We start from the raw sequence: 23516 nt of genomic DNA, 5'->3' as shown, positions 1-23516 counted from the left end.
ACGAACAAGGGGGAAACGGAAGAAGATTGGATTTGGTTCACCACAGCACCCATACTTGCAGAAATACGAGCTCGAGGCTCAGTCAACTGTCCGGGTTCGGAGCGGTAAGTGGAAGCGGCGCCACCAGCTTTCTTTCGGGCTGCGAGCCCTTGAAGGACAAACGGGCTACCGCTTCCTGCGAAAGGAAAGGATCAGTTTCCAGACGCAGTAAGCAATATACAAGTAGGCAAAGAAAGCCGCTCAAACCGCCAGCGCCTGCCACAGTTCACATCTCGCCGTACATGGTGAATGGCTCCGGAGCGTCTGGCATCTCGCACCTTCAAGGGTTGTGACAAGGCGCTCATCCTTCCGGCGGCGCTCCGCGCGCCGTGGGGCATAACCGAAAACCCTTTGGTGCGCGCGCATTCTCGCGAAGCCTGATAATGCCCCCGCGGTTTCCCATGCAGACCCGACCGCAGCGCGCGTAGCGAGCAGCGGGATGAATGACTGCCTTGTCACTCAGTTGGGTGGTGCGAGGCGACAGACGCTCCGGAGCCATTCACCATTAACGGCGAGATATGAACTGTGGCAGGCGCTGGCGGTTTGAGCCGCTTTCTTTTGCCTACTTTTCTTTGCGGCTGCAAAGAAAAGTAGGTGCCGCCCCGCACAGGGGCAACGCATGCATACCGACGCGAAAACAGGAAAAGGCCAAAGCAGCCAAAAGCCAAGCTCAAGCGACAACCCGCTTCCTAAGCCGACCAGCAGCATGAAGCGCAGGCTTCTCGAATAGCTGATAGAACACCCAGGCAACGGGAATCACGGCCAGCGTAAACCCAAACGAAGGCCATATCGAAGTCTGCAGCGCGGAGCGGAACAGCAGCGATCCGAGCAACACAAAAAGCGGCAAGTGAATGAGATAGAGCGAGTAGCTGAAGTCACCAATCCTGGAGAACAGCGACTGCAGAAAGCCAGGGGAAGCAGGCGCAGGCCGCGCAAGCGCCTTGACGAGATAGCAGGCGAAAGCGCAGGCCCAAAGCTGAAACGCCCCAAACTGCCCGAAGTGAAACGCCACGCAACCGGCGACGGCAAAGAGCGCCGCAGCAGGATAGGCGAACCGAAAGCCAGAAGACCCGCGCAAACGCACTTCGGCGATCCAGGCGCCAAGCATCCACGAGAACCAGTACGAAGTGAAAACGATGACGTCATGCTGCTCCAACGTCAACGCGGAAACGACATTGATGAGGGCCACGGCAGCGAGCACGACGTTCAACCCAAACCGGCGGCGCGCAGCAAAGAGCAGTGGGTACAGCAGATAGAACTGCACTTCGAGCGAAAGGGTCCAGAGCGCGCCGTTCGAGCCATACGTTTTACCGGCCACGCCTTGCAGCGAGAACAGGTTCACGAAGAAATCGCGCGCCCCGATCTCGTTGATCTTGTGGCTTACCGGAAGCAGCGAGAGGCTGACCGAATCCACTGCGAGGGTGAGCAGCAACGCGGCGAGCAGCACGGGATAGATGCGCACGAAACGCCGCAGCCAGAACTGCCGCGCGTCGAGCCGGAAGTCAGGGTTCGAAAAGAGCCGCGCCGCGCCGCTGCGGTGAATGCAATAGCCGCTGATGACAAAAAAAATCGGCACGCCCGCCGATCCCCACGCAATGGGGAACGTGAGCCACGCGGCAAGCGTGCCGGGGCTCGCGAGGCTGGCGTGCAGCTGATGAAACGCGCCCATGCCGATCCAGGTGACCTGGCGGCAATGGAAATAGGCCACCAGCAAGGCCGCAAAGCCACGCAGGGCTTCGATCAGATGCTCGCCGGCAAGCTCGCGGGCCGCGGTCACCGGCCGCGCTGCAGGGGCAGCGGCGGCGGGCAGGGCGGATGCAGGCCGCATCGCGGTTTGGAGTACGGGATCGCTCATCGGTGTCAGCCGGTCCTTGGGGGAGAGTACCCGGCGATCTTAGGGGCGCGCGCGCGAGGGAAGTAAGCAAAAGATTTTCAAAATGTATTCGCGCGGAAATGAGAAATGGAGAAATAAATGGATTGAAAAACAAAGCGGTTTATTTATCGAATTTGGAATGCTAGTTTGAGCGTGATCGACTATGGTCGCTGGAGAATCCGATGAACCTGCACTTGCTGGCCGGCGTGGCCGTGCTGTTGATACTCGTGGGGGTGTCCGCGTATCGCGAGGCATTGCGCAATGAGCCCATCCGGCGCGCACGCACGCGCTCCGGAGCATTGCCGCCCGTCGACGAAGCGGAGTAGACTGCGCCCGAACAAGACGCGTCACTGACACCGGACCCGAGCAGGAAATTCATGCCGATCTGTCTGGAATTATCCGGTATGAATGGCAATAATTTCCGTTGTTATGCTGGAATCGCGTAATCGAATTTATTGGCCTTTTTTTATTCCGTGAAAGGCGCTACACAATCTTGTTCAATACAAGAATCTGCCACGGCAGAACCTCGGGGAAGTCGGCTTGCCTCGCTGCGAGACCGAGACTCAAACGAACGATCTGGGAATGGACATCATGCTGAAAGTAACCAAAGCGGTATTTCCTGTTGCAGGCCTTGGGACGCGCTTCTTGCCCGCCACCAAGGCGAGCCCCAAGGAAATGCTGCCGATCGTCGACAAGCCGCTCATCCAGTACGCGGTGGAAGAGGCGATCGCTGCGGGGATTACCGAAATGATCTTCGTGACCGGCCGCAGCAAGCGCGCGATCGAAGACCATTTCGACAAGTCTTACGAGATCGAATGCGAACTCGAAGCCCGCAACAAGCAAAAGCTGCTCGACGTCGTTCGCAGCATCAAGCCTGCCAATGTGGACTGCTTCTACGTGCGCCAGGCCGAGGCGCTCGGTCTGGGCCACGCCGTGCTGTGCGCGGAAAAGCTCGTGGGCGGCTCACCGTTCGCCGTGATTCTCGCGGACGACCTGCTCTACAGCCCCACGCCCGTCATGAAGCAGCTCGTGAACACGTTCAACCACTATCACAGCTCGGTGGTCGGCGTCGAATCGATCGCGCGTGAAAACAGCGCGTCGTACGGCATCGTCGACGGCCGCGAGTGGGAAGAGGATGTGTTCAAGCTCTCGGGCATCGTCGAGAAGCCGGCGCCGGAAGTCGCCCCGTCAAATCTCGGCGTGGTCGGCCGCTATGTGCTGATGCCCACGATCTTCGAACATCTGCGCGCGCTGAAGCCGGGCGCAGGCGGCGAACTTCAGCTCACCGACGCCTTGCAGTCGCTGCTCACCGAAGAACAGGTTCTCGCGTACCGCTATATGGGTACGCGTTTCGACTGCGGCAGCAAGCTCGGCTACCTCAAGGCGACGGTGGAGTTCGCGCTGCGCCATCCGGAGGTCAAGGACGAGTTCGAAGCGTATCTGCAAGCGCATCTCCCGGCGGCGCTGCCCGCGGCGGCATAAAACTCCATAGCGGCACAACCACGCTACGGGGTACTTCAAGCGCGCGGGCCCGACGCCCGCGCGCGTTTCGCCCATCATTGCATCACCTCCCCTACACTCTCCGCGACCTTGCCTTCCCGCGTCGCCGTGACAACTTTGCAATCGTCACCGGTGTATAACGGTTCCGGTGGGCATGCCGAATGCGCACAGCGCGTCGTTTGCGTTCGTGCTGCGTGGCGGCCCGCTCGTGCGGCGGCCATGCTGCGTGAATATCCCAACGATTTTGTACGGCATTCCGAGCCGGTTTGACGCGCGGAACTCCCGTCATTCAACGCGTGTCCCAAGGCCAGAATCCAGGCACGCGCTTCAAGGAGGAGCAACCGGCCATGACCAGGCACCTTCCCGTGGCAGGCAGTGAACATCCCGCGCCCGCCGGCGCGCAGGGCATCGGCGCTTGCGATCCGGCGGAGCGCTTCAGGATCGTGCTGATCCTGCGGCGTCAGGCGTCGGCAGAATTTCATGAGCTGGTGGACCGGCTCGCCGCCAACGATCCCGCCGCGCAGCCGGTTTCGCGCGAGGAATACGAGCGGCGCTTTGGCGCCAGTGCTGCCGACATCGAGCGTGTCGAGCAGTTCGCGAGCGCGCATGGGCTCACCGTGGATCAGGCCGATGGCTCGGCGCGCCGCGTCGTGCTCTCGGGCACGGTGCAGCAGTACAACGCGGCCTTCGGTATCGATCTGCAGCGTTTCGAGCATCAGGTCGGCAAAACCACTCATCACTTTCACCAGCCGAGCGGCCCACTGCATTTGCCCGAAGACATGCATGAGGTCGTCACCGCCGTGGTGGGCCTCGACAATCGCGCGAAGGCGCAGCCGCACTTTCGCATAGTGCCGACGAGTCTTGCCAACGCGCCGGCAGACGCGCCGGGCGCACCGGGCGCCTCTATCCGCCCGCCAATCCGCGCCGCGCGCGCGGTGACCAGATCTTTCACGCCGCTGCAGCTCGCGGAGCTTTACAGCTTTCCCGCCGGCGACGGCAGCGGCCAGTGCATCGCTCTCATCGAAATGGGCGGCGGCTACGACACGGCGGACCTCAGCGCGTATTTCAGCGAGTTGGGCGTGAGCGCGCCGCGCGTGGAAGACGTCTCCGTCGATCAGGCGACAAACGCGCCGACCGGCGACCCCAACGGCCCCGACGCCGAGGTCACGCTAGACGTGGAGATCGCCGGTGCGCTGGCGCCCGGGGCGCTCATCGCCGTCTATTTCGCGCCGAACAGCGAGGCGGGCTTCGTCGATGCGGTGAGCGCCGCGCTGCACGACAGCCAGCGTAAGCCTTCAGTCATCTCGATCAGCTGGGGCGCGCCGGAGTCGGCGTGGTCGCAGCAAACGCTCGGCGCGCTGAACGATGCGCTGCAAACGGCAGTCGCGCTCGGCGTGACCGTGTGCGCCGCTTCGGGCGACAGCGGCTCGTCGGACGGCGTGAGCGACGGCGCCGATCACGTCGACTTTCCGGCGTCGAGCCCTTATGCACTCGGCTGCGGCGGCACGCACATCGCGGCGTCGAACGGCCGCATCTCGCAGGAAACCGTGTGGAGCGAAGGCGAGAACGGCGCGACCGGCGGCGGCGTAAGCGCGACGTTCGCGCTGCCGGACTGGCAAAAAGGCCTACGCGTCGTGCGTGGCAGCGGCGGGGCGGGCGCGCTGGTGCGGCGCGGCGTGCCCGACGTCGCGGCCGACGCCGATCCCGCCACGGGCTACGAAGTGCGTGTGGCGGGCGCGGATACGGTGGTAGGCGGCACGAGCGCCGTCGCGCCGCTGTGGGCGGCGCTGATCGCGCGTATCAACGCGGCGCGCGGCACGCCCGTGGGCTTCGCGAACGCGAAGCTCTACGCGCAGCCCGGCGCCTTCAACGACGTGACGAGCGGCAGCAATGGCGACTTCTCCGCGGCGCCGGGCTGGGACGCCTGCACGGGCCTCGGCACGCCGGTGGGCAGCAAGGTGGCAACCGCGCTCGGCTCGGCGTAGGATGAGCGCGGCGCACCAACGCGACGCGAGCTGAGCGCGAGAATCAAGCGGCGGGCGCGATGCGGGTTGCATGCGAGGTTGCATTCGAAGTTGCATTCACTGTCTCAAACGCAAACACACAGAAAGTGGAGACGACATGAACGACGAAGCGCAGTCCACCAAGGGCAACGGCGGCGCTCAAGGGGACAACCCCGCGAGCGGCAACGGCAAGCATCGCTCCCAGCCCGATCAGCCTTGCTTCGACCCCACCGCTTACGGCAACGGTCCCGACGACTTCGTCACCGACATGACAGAGAACGCCGCGATCACGCATCACGCCATCCAGATCGGCAAGGAAGTCATCGCCTATACGGCCACGGCGGGTCACCTCGTGACCGTCGATCCGAGCAGTTCGCAGCCCGACGCCAAGATCTTCTACGTGGCGTTCACGAAGGACGGCGTGCAGGCGCAGGACCGTCCCGTCACGTTCTTCTACAACGGCGGACCGGGCTCGTCTTCCGTGTTCGTGCTGCTCGGCTCGTTCGCGCCCAAGCGCATCAAGACCTCGATGCCGGGCTTCACGCCGCCCGCGCCCTATACGCTCGAAGACAATCCGGACAGCCTGCTCGACAAGAGCGACCTCATCTTCATCAATCCGGTGGGCACGGGCTATTCGGCCGCGATCGCGCCGCATCACAACCGCGACTTCTGGGGCGTGGATCAAGATGCGGATTCGCTCAAGCAGTTCATCAAGCGCTACCTCACGGCGAACGATCGCTGGAATTCGCCGAAGTTTCTCTATGGCGAGTCGTATGGCACGGCGCGCAGTTGCGTGCTGGCCTATCGGCTGCACGAGGACGGCGTGGATCTGAACGGCATCACGCTGCAGTCGTCGATTCTCGATTACACGCAAAGCGGGAATCCGGTGGGCGCGCTGCCCACGGCGGCCGCCGACGCGTGGTACCACAAGCGCCTCGGCGTGACGCCCGCGCCGAAGGACTTGCAGGCGTTCGCCGCGCAGGTCGCGCAATTCGCGCGCACCGATTATCTGCAGGCGCTCTCGAAGTTTCCCGATCCGAACGACAAGAGCATTCCTGCCACGCTCAAGACCTTGTCGCAATACACGGGCATCGACACGCAAACGCTGGAGTCCTGGAATCTCGACATCGCCTCGTACGACAGCCATGGCAATTCGCTTTTTCTGATCTCCCTCCTGAAGGACAAGGGCGTGGCGCTCGGCTCGTACGACGGCCGCGTGACCGCCATCGACACGGGCATTGCCGGCAACATCGACCCCAACTCGGGCGGCAACGATCCCACCATGACGGCGGTGAGCGGCGTCTATACGGCGATGTGGAACAGTTACCTGAACGAGCAGCTCAAGTTCCGCACGAACTCGTCGTTCACAGACCTGAACGACCAGGCGTTCAAGAACTGGAACTTCGGCCATATCGACCCGACGGGTGCGCAAAAAGGCGTGGACGCGCAGGGCAATATCGTGCTTTACACGGCCGGCGATCTCGCGGCGGTGATGGCGCTGAATCCGGATTTGCGCGTGCTGTCGGCGAACGGCTACTACGACTTGGTCACGCCGTTCTACCAGACCGTGATCGACCTGCAGAAGATGCCGCTGCTCGACCAGAAGGTGCGCGATAACCTGAGCGCGCGTTTCTATCCCTCTGGGCACATGGTGTATCTCGACGCCGGCTCACGCACGGCGCTCAAGGCCGATGTCGCGAAGCTCTATCAAGTCGCCGTGACGGACCGTCCCGCGGTGGCGCGCATCCGCGCGCTCCAGCGCATGAGCACGATGAGCACCATGCATCATTGACCTTTTCGCTGGCGTCGGCGCACGCGCTGGACGCGCGTTCACGCGGTTATGGCGTGCGCCCCTGCGCCATGGCTTCGAGACACGCGCGCGCGTCGCCCTGCACGAGGCGCGCCGCGCACGCGATCATCAGGTTCTTCGCCAGGCCGAAATCCTCCACCAGATAGCCGCGCTCGCACACGCGCCCCTGCGCGTCGGGCATGGAAGGCACGCGTTCGATGAGCGTGCCTTCGTCGGATGAGTAGGCCCAGATTTCCTTGCCTAGCGCGGCCGCATAGCCGATCTCGAAGGCGGTGCCGGAGTCGGGTTCGCCGGGTCCGCGAAAGTCGTTGACGTTTGCCATCACGATATCGGCGGCGCGGATCGATTCGACATTCGCGCGATAAATCCACGCGGCCTGGCGCGGGCCGTCGAGGTCCGCGGGCGCTTGCGCGTCGAGCGGATAGACGCCCTCGAAGCCGAATTCCGCACACGCGGCGACAAGGCGTGCGCCGTGCTCGAGCGCGTCGCGCCGGAAGACGTCGAAGCCGGCGAGATACACGCGCGAGCGGCGGGGCAGCGGGGTCGAATTCATGGCGCGCGGTCCTCCAGTGCAAGGGGTTCGTCGAGACCCGGTTCGACGATTCTAGCGCCTGGTCCGGGGCCGGCGACGTTCCGCGCGTCTTCCTGTTGCTTACAAACGATTGACAACATTTGTTGCCTTTCGCTACGATTTCTTCATGCACCGGCGTGGCGATTGCGCTGCATGAGCGATGAAAAGCGGCGGCCATGTTCGCTGCTTTATTTCATGATCGGCTTAACATCTCGGGAAGCGTCTGGTCTTTCCCGCATGTTGCGCGATGATCGATTGTGGCGACAAATAGTATGCTTCGACCGCGCGAAACAGCTCCGGGAGACGAAGCGTGACGACAAGGACCGACCCATGAACCGACTGAAGCTGCTGTCGCTGGCTTGCGGGGCCATCGCGCCGTGTCTCTGTCTGCTGCAGCCGGCGGCCGCCCAGGTCGCGCAGCCTACGCTCGAGAAGATCCGCTCGGCGAATATCATCGCCATTGGTTATCGCGAGACCTCGGTGCCGTTCTCGTACGTGATCGGCGACCACCAGGTGATCGGCTTTTCGCAGGACATCTGCGACAAGGTGATCGACGCAGTCAAGCTCAGGACGAACCGACCGAACCTGCAGGTGCGTTTCATTCCCGTCACTTCGCAAAACCGCATTCCGCTCGTACAGAACGGCACCGTGGACCTCGAGTGCGGCGTCACGACGAACCTGAAGGAACGCCAGGCCCAGGTGAGCTTCTCCAATACGTTCTTCGTCGCAACCACGCGCCTGCTCACGCGCAAGGACTCGGGCATTCACGATTTCGCCGATCTCGCGGGCAAGACGGTGCTCACGAACCAGGGCACGACGTCCGAGCGCATCTTGCGGCGCATGAACGTCGACAAGCAGATGAACATGCGTATCATCAGCGCGCGCGATTATGCCGAGGGGCGCGCCACGCTCGTGTCGGGCCGCGCAGTGGCCTACATGATGGACGACGTGCTGCTCGCCGGCACGCGCTCGCTCACGGCGAAGGCCTCCGAATGGGTGATCGTGGGCACGCCGCAGTCGTCGGAGGCCTATGCCTTAATGATGCGAAACGGCGACCCCGACTTCCGGCAACTCGTGAACGACACGATGGCGGCGCTCATGAAGAGCGGCGAAATCAATGCGATGTACGCGAAGTGGTTCGAGAAACCGGTGCCGCCCAAGGGCGTGAATTTCGAGTTTCCGATGAGCGAACATCTGCGCGCGCTCTATGCCGCGCCGAACGACCGCGCCTTCGACTGATTGCCTTGTGCAAGCGCGAACCATGAGATGATCTCGTTCCTGACGCGGCGGACGGCGCGGGCGGCCCATAGGCGCGAGGCTTCCAGCGCGCGTATGAGTCGCGGCGCGCCGATGCGCGCGATAAATGAATTAACGGGTAGAAAGCGGAAAAGCGGGAACTGACATGCAAGAAGACGGCAGCACTGTGGTGATCGTTGGGGCAGGGCACGCGGGCGGCAACGCCGCGGCGCTGCTGCGGCAATACGGGTTTGGCGGCCGCGTCGTGCTGGTCGGAGAAGAACCGGTGCCGCCTTATCACCGGCCGCCGCTCAGCAAGGCCTATTTGAAGGGCGAGGCCGACGTCGAGCGCCTGTGGCTCAAACCACGCGCGTTCTACGACGAGCAGCGCATCGAGCTGAAGCTCGGCGCGAGCGCGCAGTCGCTCGACCGCGCGAGCCGCACGCTCACGCTCGCCGACGGCAGCCAGCTTCGATACGACAAGCTGATTTTCGCCACCGGCTCGACGCCGCGCGCGTTGACGGTGCCGGGCCACGATCTCGCGGGCGTGGTCGCGCTGCGCTCGCTCGCCGACGCCGACGTGCTGCGCGAGCGCGTAAAGCCGGGCGAAAAGCTCGTGGTGATCGGCGCCGGTTATATCGGCCTCGAAGCAGCGGCGGCGGCGCGCCAGCTCGGCCACGAGGTCACGGTGCTCGAAGCCGCGCCGCACGTTCTGGGCCGCGTGACGGGCGAGACCGTTTCCACGTTCTACGCGAGCGAGCATCGCGCGCAAGGCGTGGAACTGCGGCTGAACGTGAAGATCGAGGCGCTCGTGGGCGAGGGCGGCAAGCTCGCCGGCGTGAAGCTGGCGGACGGCGAGATCGTCCCCGCCACACTCGCGCTGGTCGGCATCGGCATCTTGCCGAACGAGGCGCTCGCGAAAGCGGCGGGCATCGCGTGCGCCAACGGCATTCAGGTGGACGACGACGCGCGCACGAGCGACCCGGACGTCTTCGCGATCGGCGATTGCGCGCACCGGCCGCTTGCGCACTATGGCCGCGCGGGGCGCCTGGAAAGCGTGCACAACGCGGTGGAGCAGGCGAAGCTCGCGGCCGCCGCGATCGTCGGCAAGCCGCGCCCTGCCTGCGACGCGCCCTGGTTCTGGTCCGATCAGTACGACCTCAAGCTGCAGACGGTGGGCCTGCTCGAAGGCTATGACGAGGCCATCGTGCGCGGCGACCCGGCAGCGCGGCGCTTCGCGGTGTACTACCTGAAGGATCGCGTGCTGCTCGCGGTCGACGCCGTCAATTCGATGCCCGATTTCCTGTGCGGCAAGAAGCTCGTGGGCAAGGGCGTGAAGCTCGACCTCGATGCGCTGCGCGATCCGGCCACGGACATGGGCAAATTCGCCACGGCGGCGCTCGCCTGAGCGGCGAGCCTGGCGATGAAGTCAGGGGACGGTGACCTTCCCGTTACTTTCGCCGACCGGAAGACGCTGCGCGCCCGATCGACCCGCCGCGCAGCCCTCTCACCCTATACCTTCCCGCGTCAATCCCGCTCCCGCCGCCCGAGGGCGGCCCCCAGTCCCGTGCTTTGACCCGCGCTTTGACCCGTATTGTCACGAGTCTCGGCTAGAATGCGAGCGCGGCGCCGCCCATGAGGCGGCTCAATTCGATCAACAAGCCGCGCCAACCGGTGTTCACGCCCGTCCGAACGCCGCCACTCGAGGAGAGTGACGCAATGGAACAACGCTCCCGCTTTGGGGCGAGCCTGCTGCCGTACCTGCTCGTCGGCCCGCAGCTTGCGGTGACCGTGATCTTTTTCCTGTGGCCGGCCGGGGTGGCGCTCCTGCAGTCCACCCAGGCCCAGGACGCCTTCGGCACGTCGTCGGTCTTCGTCGGCTTCGCCAACTTCACGCGGCTCCTGCACGATCCGCTCTATCTGGCCTCGGTGCAGACGACGCTCGTGTTTACGGCGCTCGTCACGTTCGGCGGCCTCGCCATTTCGCTGCTGCTGGCAGCCATGGCGCACCATGTGACGCGCGGCAAGCGCTTTTATCAAACGTTTTTGATCTGGCCGTATGCGGTCGCGCCCGTCATTGCCGCCGTGTTGTGGGGCTTTCTGTTCAACCCGAGCATCGGCCTCGTGACTTTCGCGCTCGCACGCTTCGGCGTGACGTGGAACCATGCGCTCAACCCCGGCCAGGCCATGGCGCTCGTTGTGATCGCATCGGTCTGGCAGCAGATCAGCTATAACTTCCTGTTCTTCTACGCGGGCCTGCAGTCGATCCCGCAATCGCTTTTCGAGGCGGCCGCCATCGACGGCGCGGGCCCCGTGCGGCGCTTCTTCGGCATTGCGTTCCCGCTGCTTTCGCCGACGAGCTTCTTTCTGCTCGTGGTGAACGTGGTCTACGCGCTCTTCGACACCTTCCCCGTGATCGATGCGGCTACGGGCGGCGGCCCTGGCCAGGCGACGCGCACGCTCGTCTACAAGATCTTCGACGAAGGCTTTCGGGGCCTCGACATCGGCAGTTCGGGCGCGCAGTCAGTCGTGCTGATGGTGATCGTGACGGCGCTCACGATCTTCCAGTTCCGCTTTATCGAACGACGGGTGCAGTACTGATGGTCGAGAACCGCAAATACTTCAACCTGTTCTGCCACGTCATGCTGCTGCTCGGCGTGGCGGTGGTGGCCTTTCCCGTGTACGTGGCGTTCTGCGCCGCCACGATGAACGAGAAAGAAGTCTTCTCGGTGCCGCTCTCGCTCGTGCCAAGTACCCATCTGTTCGCGAACATGGCCACCGTATGGAACGTGGGCACGGGCAGCGCGGCGAGCCCGTTCGGCGTGATGCTCATGAACAGCGTCATCACGGCGCTCGTGATTTCGGTGGGCAAGATCGCCATATCGATCATCTCGGCCTATGCGATCGTGTTTTTCCGGTTTCCGTTCCGGCGTCTCGCGTTCTGGCTGATCTTCGTGACGCTCATGCTGCCCGTGGAAGTGCGCATTTTCCCCACGGTGCAAGTCGCGGCCACGCTGCGCCTCACGAACACTTACGCGGGCCTCACGCTGCCGCTCATCGCTTCGGCCACGGCCACGTTTCTGTTCCGCCAGTTCTTCCTCACGCTGCCGAACGAGCTGATCGAGGCCGCGCGTATCGACGGCGCGGGGCCGCTGCGTTTCTTCTGGGACGTCGTCCTGCCGCTTTCCAAAACGAACATCGCGTCGCTGTTCGTCATTACGTTCATTTACGGCTGGAACCAGTATCTGTGGCCGATTCTCATGTCGAGCACGGCTTCGATGACGACCGCCGTGGTGGGCATCAAGAGCATGATTTCGAGCGGCGACGCGGCGACACAATGGCATCTCGTGATGTGCGCGACGATGATCGCCATGCTGCCGCCGCTCGTGGTGGTGCTGGCCATGCAGCGCTGGTTCGTGCGCGGCCTCGTGGACGTGGAGAAATGAGCATGGATGCAATTCGGGGGACGGCATGGCGGCATTGAGCATACGGGGCGTCACGAAGTCGTACGACGGCGAGCAACAGGTGTTGCACGGCATCGACGTGCAGGTGGCGGACGGCGAATTCATGGTGCTCGTCGGCCCGTCGGGCTGCGGGAAGTCCACGCTGCTGCGCATGGTCGCGGGGCTGGAAACGATCACGTCGGGCGAGATCGCCATCGGCGAGAAGGTGGTCAATCGCGTGGAGCCCAAGGATCGCGACATCGCCATGGTGTTCCAGAACTACGCGCTCTATCCGCACATGACGGTCGCGCGCAACATGGGCTACAGCCTCAAGCTGCAGGGGCTCGACCGCGCGACGATCGACTCGCGCGTGGCGGCGGCCGCCGAAATCCTCGAACTGGGCAAGCTGCTGGAGCGCAAGCCGCGCGAGCTTTCGGGCGGCCAGCGTCAGCGTGTGGCGATGGGCCGCGCGATCGTGCGCGAGCCTTCGGTGTTTCTGTTCGACGAACCGCTCTCGAACCTCGACGCGAAGCTGCGCGTGCAGATGCGCCTTGAAATCCAGCGTCTGCATGCGCGTTTGCGTACGACGAGCCTGTACGTCACGCACGACCAGATCGAGGCGATGACGCTCGCGCAGCGCGTGATGGTGCTCAACGGCGGGCGCGCGGAGCAGATCGGCACGCCGAGCGAAGTGTACGACCGGCCCGCTTCGATGTTCGTGGCGAGCTTCATCGGCTCGCCGGCCATGAACCTGCTGCGCGGGCGCGTGAGCGACGACGGCCGGCGCTTCGAAATCGCGGGCAACGGGCCGCATCTGCCGCTTGGCGATGCGCCGGCCTGGCTGCCCAAGGGCGCGGATTGCGTGCTGGGCGTGCGCCCCGAGCATATGCACGCGCGCGGCGCCAACGAGCCCGTCACGCTCGAAGTCGAGACCTGTGAGCTGCTCGGCGCGGACAACCTCGCGCACGGCCGCTGGGGCAGCGCGGATGTGGTGGTGCGCCTGCCGCACGAAACGCGGCCCACGCCCGGCGAGCGGCTGGCGGTGCACCTGCCGCCGGCGCGCCTGCATTTCTTCGATCCGGCTACAGGCAAGCGTTTGGGCTAGGCCGCGCCTGCCGGCGCCAATACCGCGGACTGCGCGCGAAAGCGGCGCTCGCCGCGGTCCCGATTGTCGTAAACTGTCGCATTGCGCGGGCGCAATGCCGCCTGCGCCATTCGTATCGGCAAATACCGGGAATACCGGCGAGTACCGGTATATACGGGCACCAAACACGAACAGGCGACATGGCCGCAATTCCTTTTCTCCGCTTCCTCGCCCCATCTGCACAACGCGCGCGTAACCTGTGTCAGGCGCGCCGGAGCCTCGCTTGAGCGCGCGCGAACTGCCCACCGGGCTGATGCTCGTTCACGGCAATCAGCCCGAGCGCATGCGCGACCTGATCGTGAGCTGGATCGGCCAGAATCCGATCGCGCCGCTCGAAAAGGAAATGTTCCTCGTGCAGAGCAACGGCATCGCGCAGTGGCTCAAGCTCGCGTTTGCCGCCGATCCCGAGGAGGGCGGCTGCGGCATCGCGGCGGCGTTCGAAATGTCGCTGCCGTCGCGTTTCCTCTGGCAGGTGTATCGCGCCGTGCTCGGCAACGACGCGGTGCCCGCGGTCTCGCCGTTCGACAAGTCGCGCCTCGTCTGGCGTCTCATGCGCATGCTGCCGGCGCTGCTCGATGAGCCCGGCTATCAGCCGCTCAAGCGCTTCATGGCCAACGACGAGGACCAGCGCAAGTGCTTCCAGCTCGCGCAGCGCGTGGCGGATCTGCTCGACCAGTACCAGGTCTACCGCGCGGACTGGCTCGCTGCGTGGGCCGCGAACGAGGACGTCCTGATCGATGCGCGCAACGCGCGTACGCCGTTGCCCGAGGAGGCGCGCTGGCAGGCGGCGCTCTGGCGCGCGCTGCTCGCGGACGTTGGCGCGCAGGCGCAAGACGGAATCGGCTTGCGCGACACGGGGCGCGCCGCCGTGCACGAAGCGTTCATGGCGCGCGCGCAGTCATGGCAGGAGGGCGACGCCCGGCCGAAGGGCTTGCCGCGCCGTCTCGTGGTGTTCGGCATTTCGAGCCTCGCGCGCCAGTCGGTGGAAGTCCTCGCGGCGCTCGCGCGCTGGAGCCAGGTGCTGATGTGCGTGCATAACCCGTGCATGCACTACTGGGCCGACATCGTCGCCGACCAGGACCTGCTGCGCGCACGCCACGCGCGCCAGCGCCGCCGCGCGGGCGCGCCGGAGCAGCTCGACGAGGCGCAGCTGCATCTGCATTCGCAGCCGTTGCTCGCGGCCTGGGGCAAGCAGGGGCGTGACTTCATCGGCCTGCTCGACGAATACGACAGCGACGAAGCGCGCGAGACGTACACGCCGCATTTCACGCGTATTGGCCAGCGTATCGATCTGTTCGATGGCGAAGACGCGCTCACGCTGCTCTCGCAGTTGCAGGACGACATTCGGGATCTGCGGCCTCTCGGCGAAACGCGCGAGCACTGGGAACCGGTGGATGTGCAGGAGGACGAATCGATTCGCTTTCACATCGCGCATAGCGCGCAGCGCGAAGTGGAGATCCTGCACGACCGCCTGCTCGCCGCGTTTGCGGCGGACCCCACATTGCGTCCGCGCGACGTGATCGTAATGGTGCCCGACATCGAGGTCTACGCGCCGCATATCCAGGCCGTGTTCGGCCTGCTCGACGGCAATGACCCGCGCAGTATTCCGTTCAGCGTGGCCGACCGCGCGCAGCGCGCGTTCGATCCGCTCATCGGCGCGCTGGAAATGCTGCTTGCGCTGCCGTACTCGCGCGTGACGGTGAGCGACGTGCTCGACCTGCTCGAAGTGCCGGCCGTGCGCGCGCGCTTCGGCATCGACGCCGAAGACGTGCCCACGCTGCGCAACTGGATCGACGGCGCGAATATCCGCTGGGGACTGCATGCGGGCCAGCGCGCGAGCCTCGGGCTCCCCCAGGCCGACGAACTCAGCGCACCCAACAGCTGGGCGTTCGGTCTGCGGCGCATGCTGCTGGGCTACGCCGCGGGCGAACGTGCGGGCGCATGGCGCGGCATCGAGCCGTACAGCGAAATCGGCGGACTCGACGCCGCGTTGCTGGGCCCGCTCACGCGCCTCGTGGACGCGCTCGACCACGCGTGGCGCACGCTGCGCGAACCGGCCACGGTGGAAGTGTGGTGCGAGCGTCTGCGCGCGTTGAAGGCGGCGTTTTTCGCGGCGCAGGACGAAGACGCCTACACGCTCGACCGCCTCGACGGCGCGCTCGAAACGTGGCGCGAGGCCTGCGATGAAGCCGCGCTCACGCAGACTTTGCCGCTCGCCATCGTCGCGGAGAACTGGCTCGCGGCGCTCGAGGGCGGCGGCCTCTCACAGCGCTTTTTCGCGGGCGCGGTGACCTTCGCCACGCTCATGCCGATGCGGGCCATCCCGTTCCGGCGCGTGTGCCTGCTCGGCATGAACGACGGCGACTATCCGCGCAGCCGCACGCCGCTCGACTTCGACCTCATGCGTCGCGACTATCGCCCCGGCGACCGCTCGCGCCGCGAAGACGACCGCTACCTGTTCCTCGAAGCGTTGCTCTCCGCGCGCGACCATCTGCATGTGTCGTGGATCGGGCGCAGCGTGACCGACAACACGCCGCGCCCGCCTTCGGTGCTGGTCGGACAGTTGCGTGACCATCTCAAGGCCGGCTGGCGGCTCGAAGGCGACGAAGGCAACGATGGCGAAGCGCTGCTCCACGCGTTGACCATCGAGCATCGCCTGCAGCCGTTCAGCCCGGACTATTTCCCGCCGCGGCCGCAAGAGGCGGCGCTGTACACCTATGCGCACGAGTGGAGCAAGCCCGCACAGGTGCGGCCCGCGGCTGAAGCGAACGCCGAAGTCCTCGCGCCGACTGAACGCGACGAGCCGCTGTCGATCCGCGAACTCGGCGAATTCCTGCGCGAGCCGGTTCGCAGCTTCTTCCGGCAGCGTCTGCGCGTGGCCTTCGAAAGCGGGGACGCAGCGAGCGAAAATCACGAGCCCTTCGAGGTGGATGCGTTGCAGGCGTGGCAGCTCCAGGGCGAGCTGATCCGAGCGCAGGTCCTCGCGATGGAACGCGGCGAAGACGATCTCGAACCGGCCGCGCTCGCGCGCCTCGAGCGCATGCATCGCAGCGGCGACCTTGCGACCGGGGGCTTTGGCGAGGTGATCGGCGAAGAACTGCTCGCGCCCATGCCCGAGCTGTTCGCCGAATATCGCAAGGCGCTCGCGCGCTGGCCCGAGCCGCTCGAGCATCAATACGAAATTCGTCTCGATGCGACGCCGGAAGGCCGCATCGTTGCGCTCGACGACTGGCTCGACGATTTACGCGCGGGCCCGGACGGCGCACTCGGCCGCGTGATTCTGGAGCCGGGCACGCTCGTGAAGGACCACCGCTATCGGAGCGATCGACTCGTGCCTTATTGGGTCGCGCATGTGGCCGCGCAGATCGCGGCCGGGCCGGTGACCACGGTGATCGTGAGCAAGGTGGGTGTTGCGGAGCTCGCGCCGCTCGACGCGCAGGTTGCGCGCGACTATCTGCTCGCGCTGCTTGCCGCATGGGACGACGGTGCGCGCCGGCCCTTGCCGCTCGCGGTGAAGACAGCGTTCGCATGGCTGCGCAAGTTGCCTGATCCATTCGACGGCACGCGCGCGATGGTGCCCGCCGAGGCGTGGGAAGCTGCACGCGCGGCCTACGAGGGCAATGACCGCACGCCTGGCGAGCGCGAGACGAACGCTTATCTGCGCCGCGCCTTCACCGATTTCGACGCGCTCGTCGCCCACGACGATTTCATTACGCTCGCCATGACGCTGCTGCTGCCGGTAAGCCGCGCGCCGCTCGCGTCGTCGCGTGCGAAGCGGGCCTCGAGCGAGGCAGGAGGGACGGTATGAATCCGCTCGGGAACATGAACGCCCAAGTCCTGGAGCCACTGCGCTTCCCGCTTTACGGCAGCCGCCTGATCGAAGCGAGCGCAGGCACCGGCAAGACCTTCACGATCGCCATGCTGTACGTGCGCCTCGTGCTGGGGCACGGCGCGCTCAACGCAGCAAGCGGCGAAGCGGATTTCGATGACGAGGCGCGCACGTCAGGCCGTGCGCTCACGCCGCCCGAAATTCTCGTCGTGACCTTCACCGACGCGGCCACGAAGGAGCTGCGCGAGCGCATTCGCGCGCGCCTCATCGAAGCCGCTGAATGCTTCCGCGTCGAGCCTGACGACGTGCCCGAGCGTGAGCCGGGTGAAGACCTGTTGCACGATCTGCGCGAGGACTACTCGCCGGAGCAGTGGCCGGCATGCGCGCGCCGCCTTCAACTGGCAGCCGAATGGATGGACGAGGCCGCGGTCTCGACGATCCACGGCTGGTGCAACCGCATGCTGAGCGAACACGCGTTCGACAGCGACAGCCTCTTTTCGCAGACGCTCGAAACCGACCAGACGGAACTGCGCGCCGAAGTCGTGCGCGACTACTGGCGCACCTTCATGGCGCCCCTCGACGCGGTGAGCGCCGCCGAAGTGAGGGCGTGGTTCGCGAGTCCCGACGAATTGCACGACGCGATACGCGGGCTGCTCGCGCACGCCGATCTCTTGCCCGATGCATGCAACCCCGGCGCGGCGCTCGCAGACGCCCGCCAGCGCGCGCGCGACGAACTCGAAACGCTGAAGGCGCCGTGGCGCGTCTGGATCGACGAGGTCGAGGCGTTGCTCAACGCGGCGCGCGCCGCGAAGCAGTTCGACGCCAGAAAGCTCAATTCGAAGCACAGCGAAACATGGATCGGCAAGCTGCGCGACTGGGCCAACGATCCCGAATCCGCGCATCCCGGTTTCGACGACAAGGCGGCCGTGTGGACGCGCCTCACGCCCGCGGGCCTGGCCGACATCTGGGTGAAGGGCGAGCCGCCCGGGCATGCGGCCTTCGTGGCGATGCAAAGCTTGCGCGAGTCGCTCGCCGCGCCGCCCGAGGCGAAACAGGATCTGCTGTGCCACGCGGCGCGCTGGGTGGCGAAGCGCTTCGAGGAAGAAGAGGCGCGCCGCTCGCAAATGGGCTTCGACGATCTGCTCACGCGGCTGCGCGCGGCGCTGCAGCGCGAGAACGGCCCACGTCTCGCGGAAATCATCCGCAGGCAGTATCCGGTCGCGCTGATCGACGAATTTCAGGACACCGACCCGGTTCAGTACCAGATCTTCGACGCGGTCTATCGCATCGCCGAACACGACGCCGAAACGGCAATCGTGTTGATCGGCGATCCGAAGCAGGCGATCTACGCGTTTCGCGGCGCGGACATCTTCACCTATCTGCGCGCGCGCCGTGCCTGCGAAGGGCGGCTCTATACGCTCAAGAAGAATTTCCGCTCCACGCGCGCGATGGTCGAGGCGGTGAACCGCTGCTTCGAGGCGGCGGAATTGCGGCCCGAGGGCAGCGGCGCGTTTTTGTTTCGCAGCCCTGATGGACGCGAAAATGCGTTGCCGTTCGTGGCCGCCGATGCGCATGGACGGCCCGAGAAGCTGGTTGCAGCCGGTGCGGCGCTGCCCGCGCTCAACGTCTGGTGGATGCCGCCTGCCGCGGATGGCAAGCCGCTCAGCAAGGGCGCGTATCTCGCGGGCATGGCCGGCAGCTGCGCGACCGAGATGGTGCGTCTGCTCAATCTCGGCCAGGAGCAGGCAGCGGGTTTCTCGGGCGAGCGCGGCATGCGGCCGTTGCAGCCCGCGGACATGGCGGTGCTCGTCAACAACCGCAGCGAGGCGCAGGCGATACGCGAAGCGCTGGCCGCGCGCGGCGTGCGCAGCGTCTATCTGTCGGATCGCGACTCGGTGTACCAGACGCCGCAGGCCGAAGAACTGCGCTTCTGGCTCGCGGCCTGTGCCGAGCCCGACGACGGCCGCCTCGTGCGCACGGCGCTCGCCACGCCCACGCTCGGGCTCGCATGGGCAGAACTCGACCGGCTCGGCCACGACGAGATCGCGTGGGAGTCGCGCGTGCTGCAGTTCCGCGAGTACCGCGAATGCTGGCGCAGGAAGGGCGTGCTGCCGATGCTGCGCCGCTTGTTCAACGACTTTCACGTGCCGCAGCGCCTGCTTGGCGAACCCGCTGGTGCCGGGCTCAATGGCGAGCGCGCGCTCACCAACCTGCTGCACCTCGCCGAACTATTGCAACAGGCGAGCACGCAGCTCGATGGCGAGCACGCGCTGATCCGCTATCTCGACGAGCAGCGCGAAGACGAAAGCGCGGGCGGCGGAGGCGACGCGCGCCAGTTGCGTCTGGAAAGCGATGCCGGACTCGTGCAGGTGGTCACGATCCACAAGTCGAAGGGCCTCGAATATCCGCTCGTGTTTTTGCCGTTCGCGTGCGCGCACCGCGCCGTCAAGCCCGACGACGTGCCGTTCAAGTGGCACGACGACGAAGGCGAGTTGCGCGTCACGCTCGAGGCCGATGCGCGCGTGCTGCGCCAGGCCGATCGCGAGCGCCTCGGCGAAGACCTGCGCAAGCTCTACGTCGCACTGACGCGCGCGCGTTACGCCACGTGGATCGGCTATGGACCCGTGCAGGGCGTCGAGGCGAGCGCGTTCGGATATCTGCTCGGTGGCGGCGCGGCCATTCCCGTTGAGGAAACCGAAGCATGGCTCGGCGCATTGCGCGGCTCGTGCACGGACATCGCCGTCGCGCCCGCTCCGGAAGCGCGCCGCGACGTGCTCGCGCTGCGCGACACCGGCGCCGTGCGCGGCGAGGCGCGCACGCTCGCGCATCGCGAGCGCGAACGCTGGTGGATCGCGAGCTATTCGAGCCTGAAGACGCTCGAAACGTCGATCGGTTCGGGCGTGCCTGTCGAAGCGGACGACGCGCGCGGCGCGCCCGACACGCGCAGCGAGGACGTGTTCCTGGAACTGCTCGAGGCGAGCGTGCCGCCTGAAGACGACGAAGCATTCGCAAGCGCCGGCCAGACGCTCGTCGCACCCGCGCTTGCGCCGATGCACGGGTTCGAGCGCGGCGCCGATGCGGGCACGTTCCTGCACGAACTGATGGAATGGGCCGCCAACGAAGGCTTCGCCGAAATCGCGCAGGACGAAGGGCGCGTGCGCGACATGGTCGCGCGGCGCTGCAGCGTTCGCGGCTGGTCGCACTGGATCGAGACGCTCACGGCGTGGATGCTGGAGCTCGTGCGCACGCCGCTGCGACTGCCGGACATCGACGGCGAGAGCGTGGCGCCCGTGGCGCTCGCGGCGTTCGAACCCGGCGCGTATATGGCCGAACTGGAGTTCTGGGTCACGGCGCATGCCGTCGATACGCTCGCAATCGACGCGCTTGTGACCGAATTCACGCTGGACGGCGAGGCGCGCCCCGCGCTCGACGCCGCCACGCTCAACGGCATGCTCAAGGGCTTCATGGATCTCGTGTTCGAACACGAAGGCCGCTATTACGTGGCCGACTACAAGTCGAACTGGCTGGGCCCCGACGATGCGTCCTACACGCCTGCGAAAATGCGCGCGCAGATCCTGCATTCGCGATACGAACTGCAATACGTGCTCTATCTGTTCGCGCTGCATCGGCTGCTCAAGTCGCGCCTGCCCGATTACGACTACGACCGCCACGTGGGCGGCGCCGTGTATCTGTTCCTGCGCGGCGGCCGCGCCCCGGGGCAGGGGCTGCATTGCGAGCGGCCGCCGCGCGAGCTGATCGAACGACTCGACGCGCTCTTCGCGCGTCGCAACACGCTGGAGGATGTGGCATGACGAGGCGCCGCACGAAAGGGCAGGACGGCCTCACCGGCGATCTGTTCGAGAATCTGGAGATGCCGGACGCCGCGCCGGAACCGCCCGGGCAAATGCTCGGCGTGCTCGACAATTGGGTCGAGCGCGGCTGGCTCCGTACGCTCGATGCCGCCTTCGCACGCTTTTTGTGGACGGAAGCGCCGCACAGTCCGCCGTTGTTGCTGCTCGCGGCCGCGCTCGCGAGCCATCAGCTTGGGCGCGGTCATGTGTGCCTCGACCTGAAGGCCACGCTGGAAGACCCGGCGTTCGCGCTGTCCCTGCCGCCCGACGGGCCACAGATGCTGGCCGCGGTGCCGGCGCAGCCGCCTGCCGAAGTGCTCGCGGGCGTCACACTCGCGCAGTGGCGCGCGGCGCTCGCGGTGCCCGATCTCGTGAGTGAGGAGACGGCGGTTGCCGATGTCGCGAAAGGCAATGCGCCGCTCGTGCTTGCGGGCACACGGCTTTATTTGCGGCGCTACTGGCAATACGAGCAGGACGTGCGCGAGGGCATCGAGCGCCGACTCACACGCGCTGCACAGCTCGAAGCCGCGTTGCCGCTCGACATCGCCCGCGCGGCGCTCGACGCGCTGTTCGCTCCGCGTAACGGCGAGGCACGCGCCGCTCACGCTGCGCGCGCCGCCGACTGGCAGAAGCTCGCCTGCGCGCTCGCCGCGCGCAGCGCGTTCAGCATCGTCACGGGCGGTCCGGGCACGGGCAAGACGACGACGGTGGTGAGATTGTTGGCACTCCTGCAGACACTCGCGCTCGGCCGTGCAGGGCAGGGAGCGCATGCCGCGCGGCCCTTGCGCATCCGGCTTGCCGCGCCCACCGGCAAGGCCGCGGCGCGTTTGAACGAATCGATCGCGGGAGCGGTGGAGCGGCTGCCGTTCGATGCGCTGCAGGCGCACGTCGACGCGGCAGCGCTGCGCAACGCGATTCCGACCGTCGTGACGACGCTGCATCGCGTGCTAGGCACGCGGCCCGGCAGCCGCCGCTTCAGGCACGACGCCGCGAATCCGCTGCCCGTGGATGTGCTCGTGATCGACGAGGCCTCGATGGTCGACCTCGAGATGATGGCCGCCGTGCTCGACGCGCTGCCGTCCTCCGCGCGGCTCATCCTGCTGGGCGACAAGGACCAGCTCGCTTCGGTCGAAGCCGGGGCGGTGCTGGGCGAATTGTGCGACCGCGCGCGCGAGGGGCACTACACCCCGGCGTCGCGCGCTTGGCTCGAAGCGGCCACGGGCGAGCGCATCGACGCGGCCATGCTCGACGCGCACGGCCTGCCGCTCGACCAGGCCATCGCAATGCTGCGCGAGAGCCATCGTTTCGCATCGGAGAGCGGCATCGGCGCGCTGGCCGAACTCGTCAATCTGGGCGATGCAGTGGGAGTCGCGAAGATCTGGTCGCGCGGCTACGAGGATCTCGCGCGCCTCGTGTGTCCCGCCGACGATGACGGGCCGTTGCGTTCGCTGATCGTCGATGGCCGCGTGTGCGAGCAACGCGCCGCGCACGCGCAGCGCCAGGGCTACCGCCACTACCTCGAAACGATGCGCACGACCCGGCCCGGGCCCGGCGCGACGCCCGAGGCGCTCTCCGGCTGGGCCGCTGGCGTGCTTAAGGCGCATGGCGCGTTTCAGTTGCTGTGCGCGCTGCGGCGCGGTCCGTGGGGCGTCGAAGGCCTGAACCGGCGCGTCGCGCGTCTGCTGCACGAAGAAGGGCTCATCGACCCGCACGGCGACTGGTACGCGGGCCGGCCTGTGCTCGTCATGCACAACGACTACGAGCTTGGGCTGATGAACGGCGATATCGGCATCGCGCTGGAACTGCCCGTTGCCGCGGGCGAGCCACCCGTGCTGCGCGTGGCGTTCCCGGCCGGCGACGGCTCGGGCGGCGTGAAGTGGGTCTCGCCGAGCCGGCTGCAGGGCGTGGAGACGGTGTTCGCGCTCACCGTCCACAAATCGCAGGGCTCGGAGTTCACCCACGCGGCGCTCGTGCTGCCCGATACGTACAGCCCCATTCTCACGCGCGAACTCGTCTACACCGGCGTTACGCGTGCGCGTTCGTTTCTCACGCTCGCGGTGCCCGAGGGGCGCACCGTGCTCGATCGCGCGGTGCTCGCCAAGGTGCAGCGCGCAAGCGGCCTCATGGCGGGACTCTCGCGCGACGCTCAGACTGCGTGAACCTGCGCGAGCGGCCGGCACATAGGCCGAGGGCCGCTTTGCGCGGCCCTCGACAAGT

General features: G+C 66.1%; 13 protein-coding genes and 1 pseudogene. 12 read left to right on the top strand and 2 right to left on the bottom strand.

Annotated elements, in window-relative coordinates; all coding sequences use genetic code 11:
- Window positions 1–709: 709 nt before the first annotated feature.
- The gene (locus M3I53_RS20010; protein ID WP_254317608.1) at window positions 710–1894 is read right to left on the bottom strand and encodes an acyltransferase; all 1185 of its coding nucleotides are present in this window, start codon (window positions 1892–1894) and stop codon (window positions 710–712) included.
- 200 nt (window positions 1895–2094) lie between these two features.
- On the opposite strand from M3I53_RS20010, the gene M3I53_RS20005 reads away from it, so the two are divergent.
- From M3I53_RS20005 to M3I53_RS19990, 4 genes and pseudogenes are all read left to right on the top strand, one after another.
- Window positions 2095–2238: a hypothetical protein gene (locus M3I53_RS20005; RefSeq protein WP_165979327.1), complete on the top strand. Its 144-nt coding sequence runs from the start codon at window positions 2095–2097 to the stop codon at window positions 2236–2238.
- A 265-nt stretch (window positions 2239–2503) separates the two neighbouring features.
- On the top strand, window positions 2504–3394 hold the full coding sequence (gene galU / locus M3I53_RS20000) for a UTP--glucose-1-phosphate uridylyltransferase GalU (protein WP_254317607.1): 891 nt from the start codon (window positions 2504–2506) through the stop codon (window positions 3392–3394).
- A gap of 365 nt (window positions 3395–3759) precedes the next feature.
- Window positions 3760–5397 (top strand): protease pro-enzyme activation domain-containing protein, encoded by a 1638-nt coding sequence (locus M3I53_RS19995; RefSeq protein ID WP_254317606.1) that lies wholly within the window; start codon window positions 3760–3762, stop codon window positions 5395–5397.
- Between the two features lie 226 nt (window positions 5398–5623).
- A pseudogene (locus M3I53_RS19990) lies at window positions 5624–7207 on the top strand (S10 family peptidase); the annotation flags it as partial.
- A 46-nt stretch (window positions 7208–7253) separates the two neighbouring features.
- Here M3I53_RS19990 and M3I53_RS19985 read toward each other — a convergent pair.
- Complete coding sequence (locus tag M3I53_RS19985) at window positions 7254–7778, bottom strand: nucleoside 2-deoxyribosyltransferase (RefSeq protein WP_254317605.1); 525 nt, start codon at window positions 7776–7778, stop codon at window positions 7254–7256.
- A 348-nt stretch (window positions 7779–8126) separates the two neighbouring features.
- Here M3I53_RS19985 and M3I53_RS19980 point away from each other — a divergent pair, with 348 nt between their 5' ends.
- The 8 genes from M3I53_RS19980 to recD all read left to right on the top strand — a co-directional run bounded on the left by M3I53_RS19980 (window position 8127) and on the right by recD (window position 23458).
- The gene (locus M3I53_RS19980; RefSeq protein WP_254317604.1) at window positions 8127–9035 is read left to right on the top strand and encodes a transporter substrate-binding domain-containing protein; all 909 of its coding nucleotides are present in this window, start codon (window positions 8127–8129) and stop codon (window positions 9033–9035) included.
- 163 nt (window positions 9036–9198) lie between these two features.
- A complete protein-coding gene (locus M3I53_RS19975) occupies window positions 9199–10440 on the top strand; it encodes an NAD(P)/FAD-dependent oxidoreductase (protein WP_254317603.1) in 1242 nt (413 codons plus the stop codon).
- Between the two features lie 311 nt (window positions 10441–10751).
- A complete protein-coding gene (gene ugpA, locus M3I53_RS19970) occupies window positions 10752–11633 on the top strand; it encodes a sn-glycerol-3-phosphate ABC transporter permease UgpA (protein ID WP_254317602.1) in 882 nt (293 codons plus the stop codon).
- Entirely contained in the window at window positions 11633–12478 is an 846-nt protein-coding gene (ugpE, locus tag M3I53_RS19965; protein WP_254317601.1) for a sn-glycerol-3-phosphate ABC transporter permease UgpE, read from the top strand. The genes ugpA and ugpE overlap by 1 nt, the downstream gene beginning before the upstream one ends.
- Window positions 12479–12503: 25 nt before the next feature.
- Entirely contained in the window at window positions 12504–13580 is a 1077-nt protein-coding gene (locus M3I53_RS19960) for a sn-glycerol-3-phosphate import ATP-binding protein UgpC (RefSeq protein WP_254317600.1), read from the top strand.
- Between the two features lie 262 nt (window positions 13581–13842).
- Window positions 13843–17427, top strand: coding sequence for an exodeoxyribonuclease V subunit gamma (recC, locus tag M3I53_RS19955; RefSeq protein WP_254317599.1), 3585 nt, complete (start codon window positions 13843–13845; stop codon window positions 17425–17427).
- Entirely contained in the window at window positions 17424–21260 is a 3837-nt protein-coding gene (gene recB / locus M3I53_RS19950; protein ID WP_254317598.1) for an exodeoxyribonuclease V subunit beta, read from the top strand. Before recC ends, recB begins: the two co-directional genes overlap by 4 nt.
- Window positions 21257–23458, top strand: coding sequence for an exodeoxyribonuclease V subunit alpha (gene recD, locus M3I53_RS19945; RefSeq protein ID WP_254317597.1), 2202 nt, complete (start codon window positions 21257–21259; stop codon window positions 23456–23458). The genes recB and recD overlap by 4 nt, the downstream gene beginning before the upstream one ends.
- Window positions 23459–23516 lie beyond the last annotated feature (58 nt).

It is taken from the genome of Paraburkholderia sp. CNPSo 3272, from assembly GCF_024206495.1.
GTDB lineage: Bacteria > Pseudomonadota > Gammaproteobacteria > Burkholderiales > Burkholderiaceae > Paraburkholderia.
Note: the sequence above shows the minus strand (reverse complement) of the source record. Positions and strands in the feature narration are given on the sequence as shown.

Coding starts and splice junctions, on each gene's coding strand:
- ugpE (WP_254317601.1), top strand. CDS start 11,633: ATGGTCGAGAACCGCAAATACTTCAACCTGTTCTGCCACGTCATGCTG.
- M3I53_RS19985 (WP_254317605.1), bottom strand. CDS start 7,778: ATGAATTCGACCCCGCTGCCCCGCCGCTCGCGCGTGTATCTCGCCGGC.
- recB (WP_254317598.1), top strand. CDS start 17,424: ATGAATCCGCTCGGGAACATGAACGCCCAAGTCCTGGAGCCACTGCGC.
- M3I53_RS19980 (WP_254317604.1), top strand. CDS start 8,127: ATGAACCGACTGAAGCTGCTGTCGCTGGCTTGCGGGGCCATCGCGCCG.
- M3I53_RS19975 (WP_254317603.1), top strand. CDS start 9,199: ATGCAAGAAGACGGCAGCACTGTGGTGATCGTTGGGGCAGGGCACGCG.
- ugpA (WP_254317602.1), top strand. CDS start 10,752: ATGGAACAACGCTCCCGCTTTGGGGCGAGCCTGCTGCCGTACCTGCTC.
- galU (WP_254317607.1), top strand. CDS start 2,504: ATGCTGAAAGTAACCAAAGCGGTATTTCCTGTTGCAGGCCTTGGGACG.
- M3I53_RS20005 (WP_165979327.1), top strand. CDS start 2,095: ATGAACCTGCACTTGCTGGCCGGCGTGGCCGTGCTGTTGATACTCGTG.
- M3I53_RS20010 (WP_254317608.1), bottom strand. CDS start 1,894: ATGAGCGATCCCGTACTCCAAACCGCGATGCGGCCTGCATCCGCCCTG.
- M3I53_RS19995 (WP_254317606.1), top strand. CDS start 3,760: ATGACCAGGCACCTTCCCGTGGCAGGCAGTGAACATCCCGCGCCCGCC.
- M3I53_RS19960 (WP_254317600.1), top strand. CDS start 12,504: ATGGCGGCATTGAGCATACGGGGCGTCACGAAGTCGTACGACGGCGAG.
- recD (WP_254317597.1), top strand. CDS start 21,257: ATGACGAGGCGCCGCACGAAAGGGCAGGACGGCCTCACCGGCGATCTG.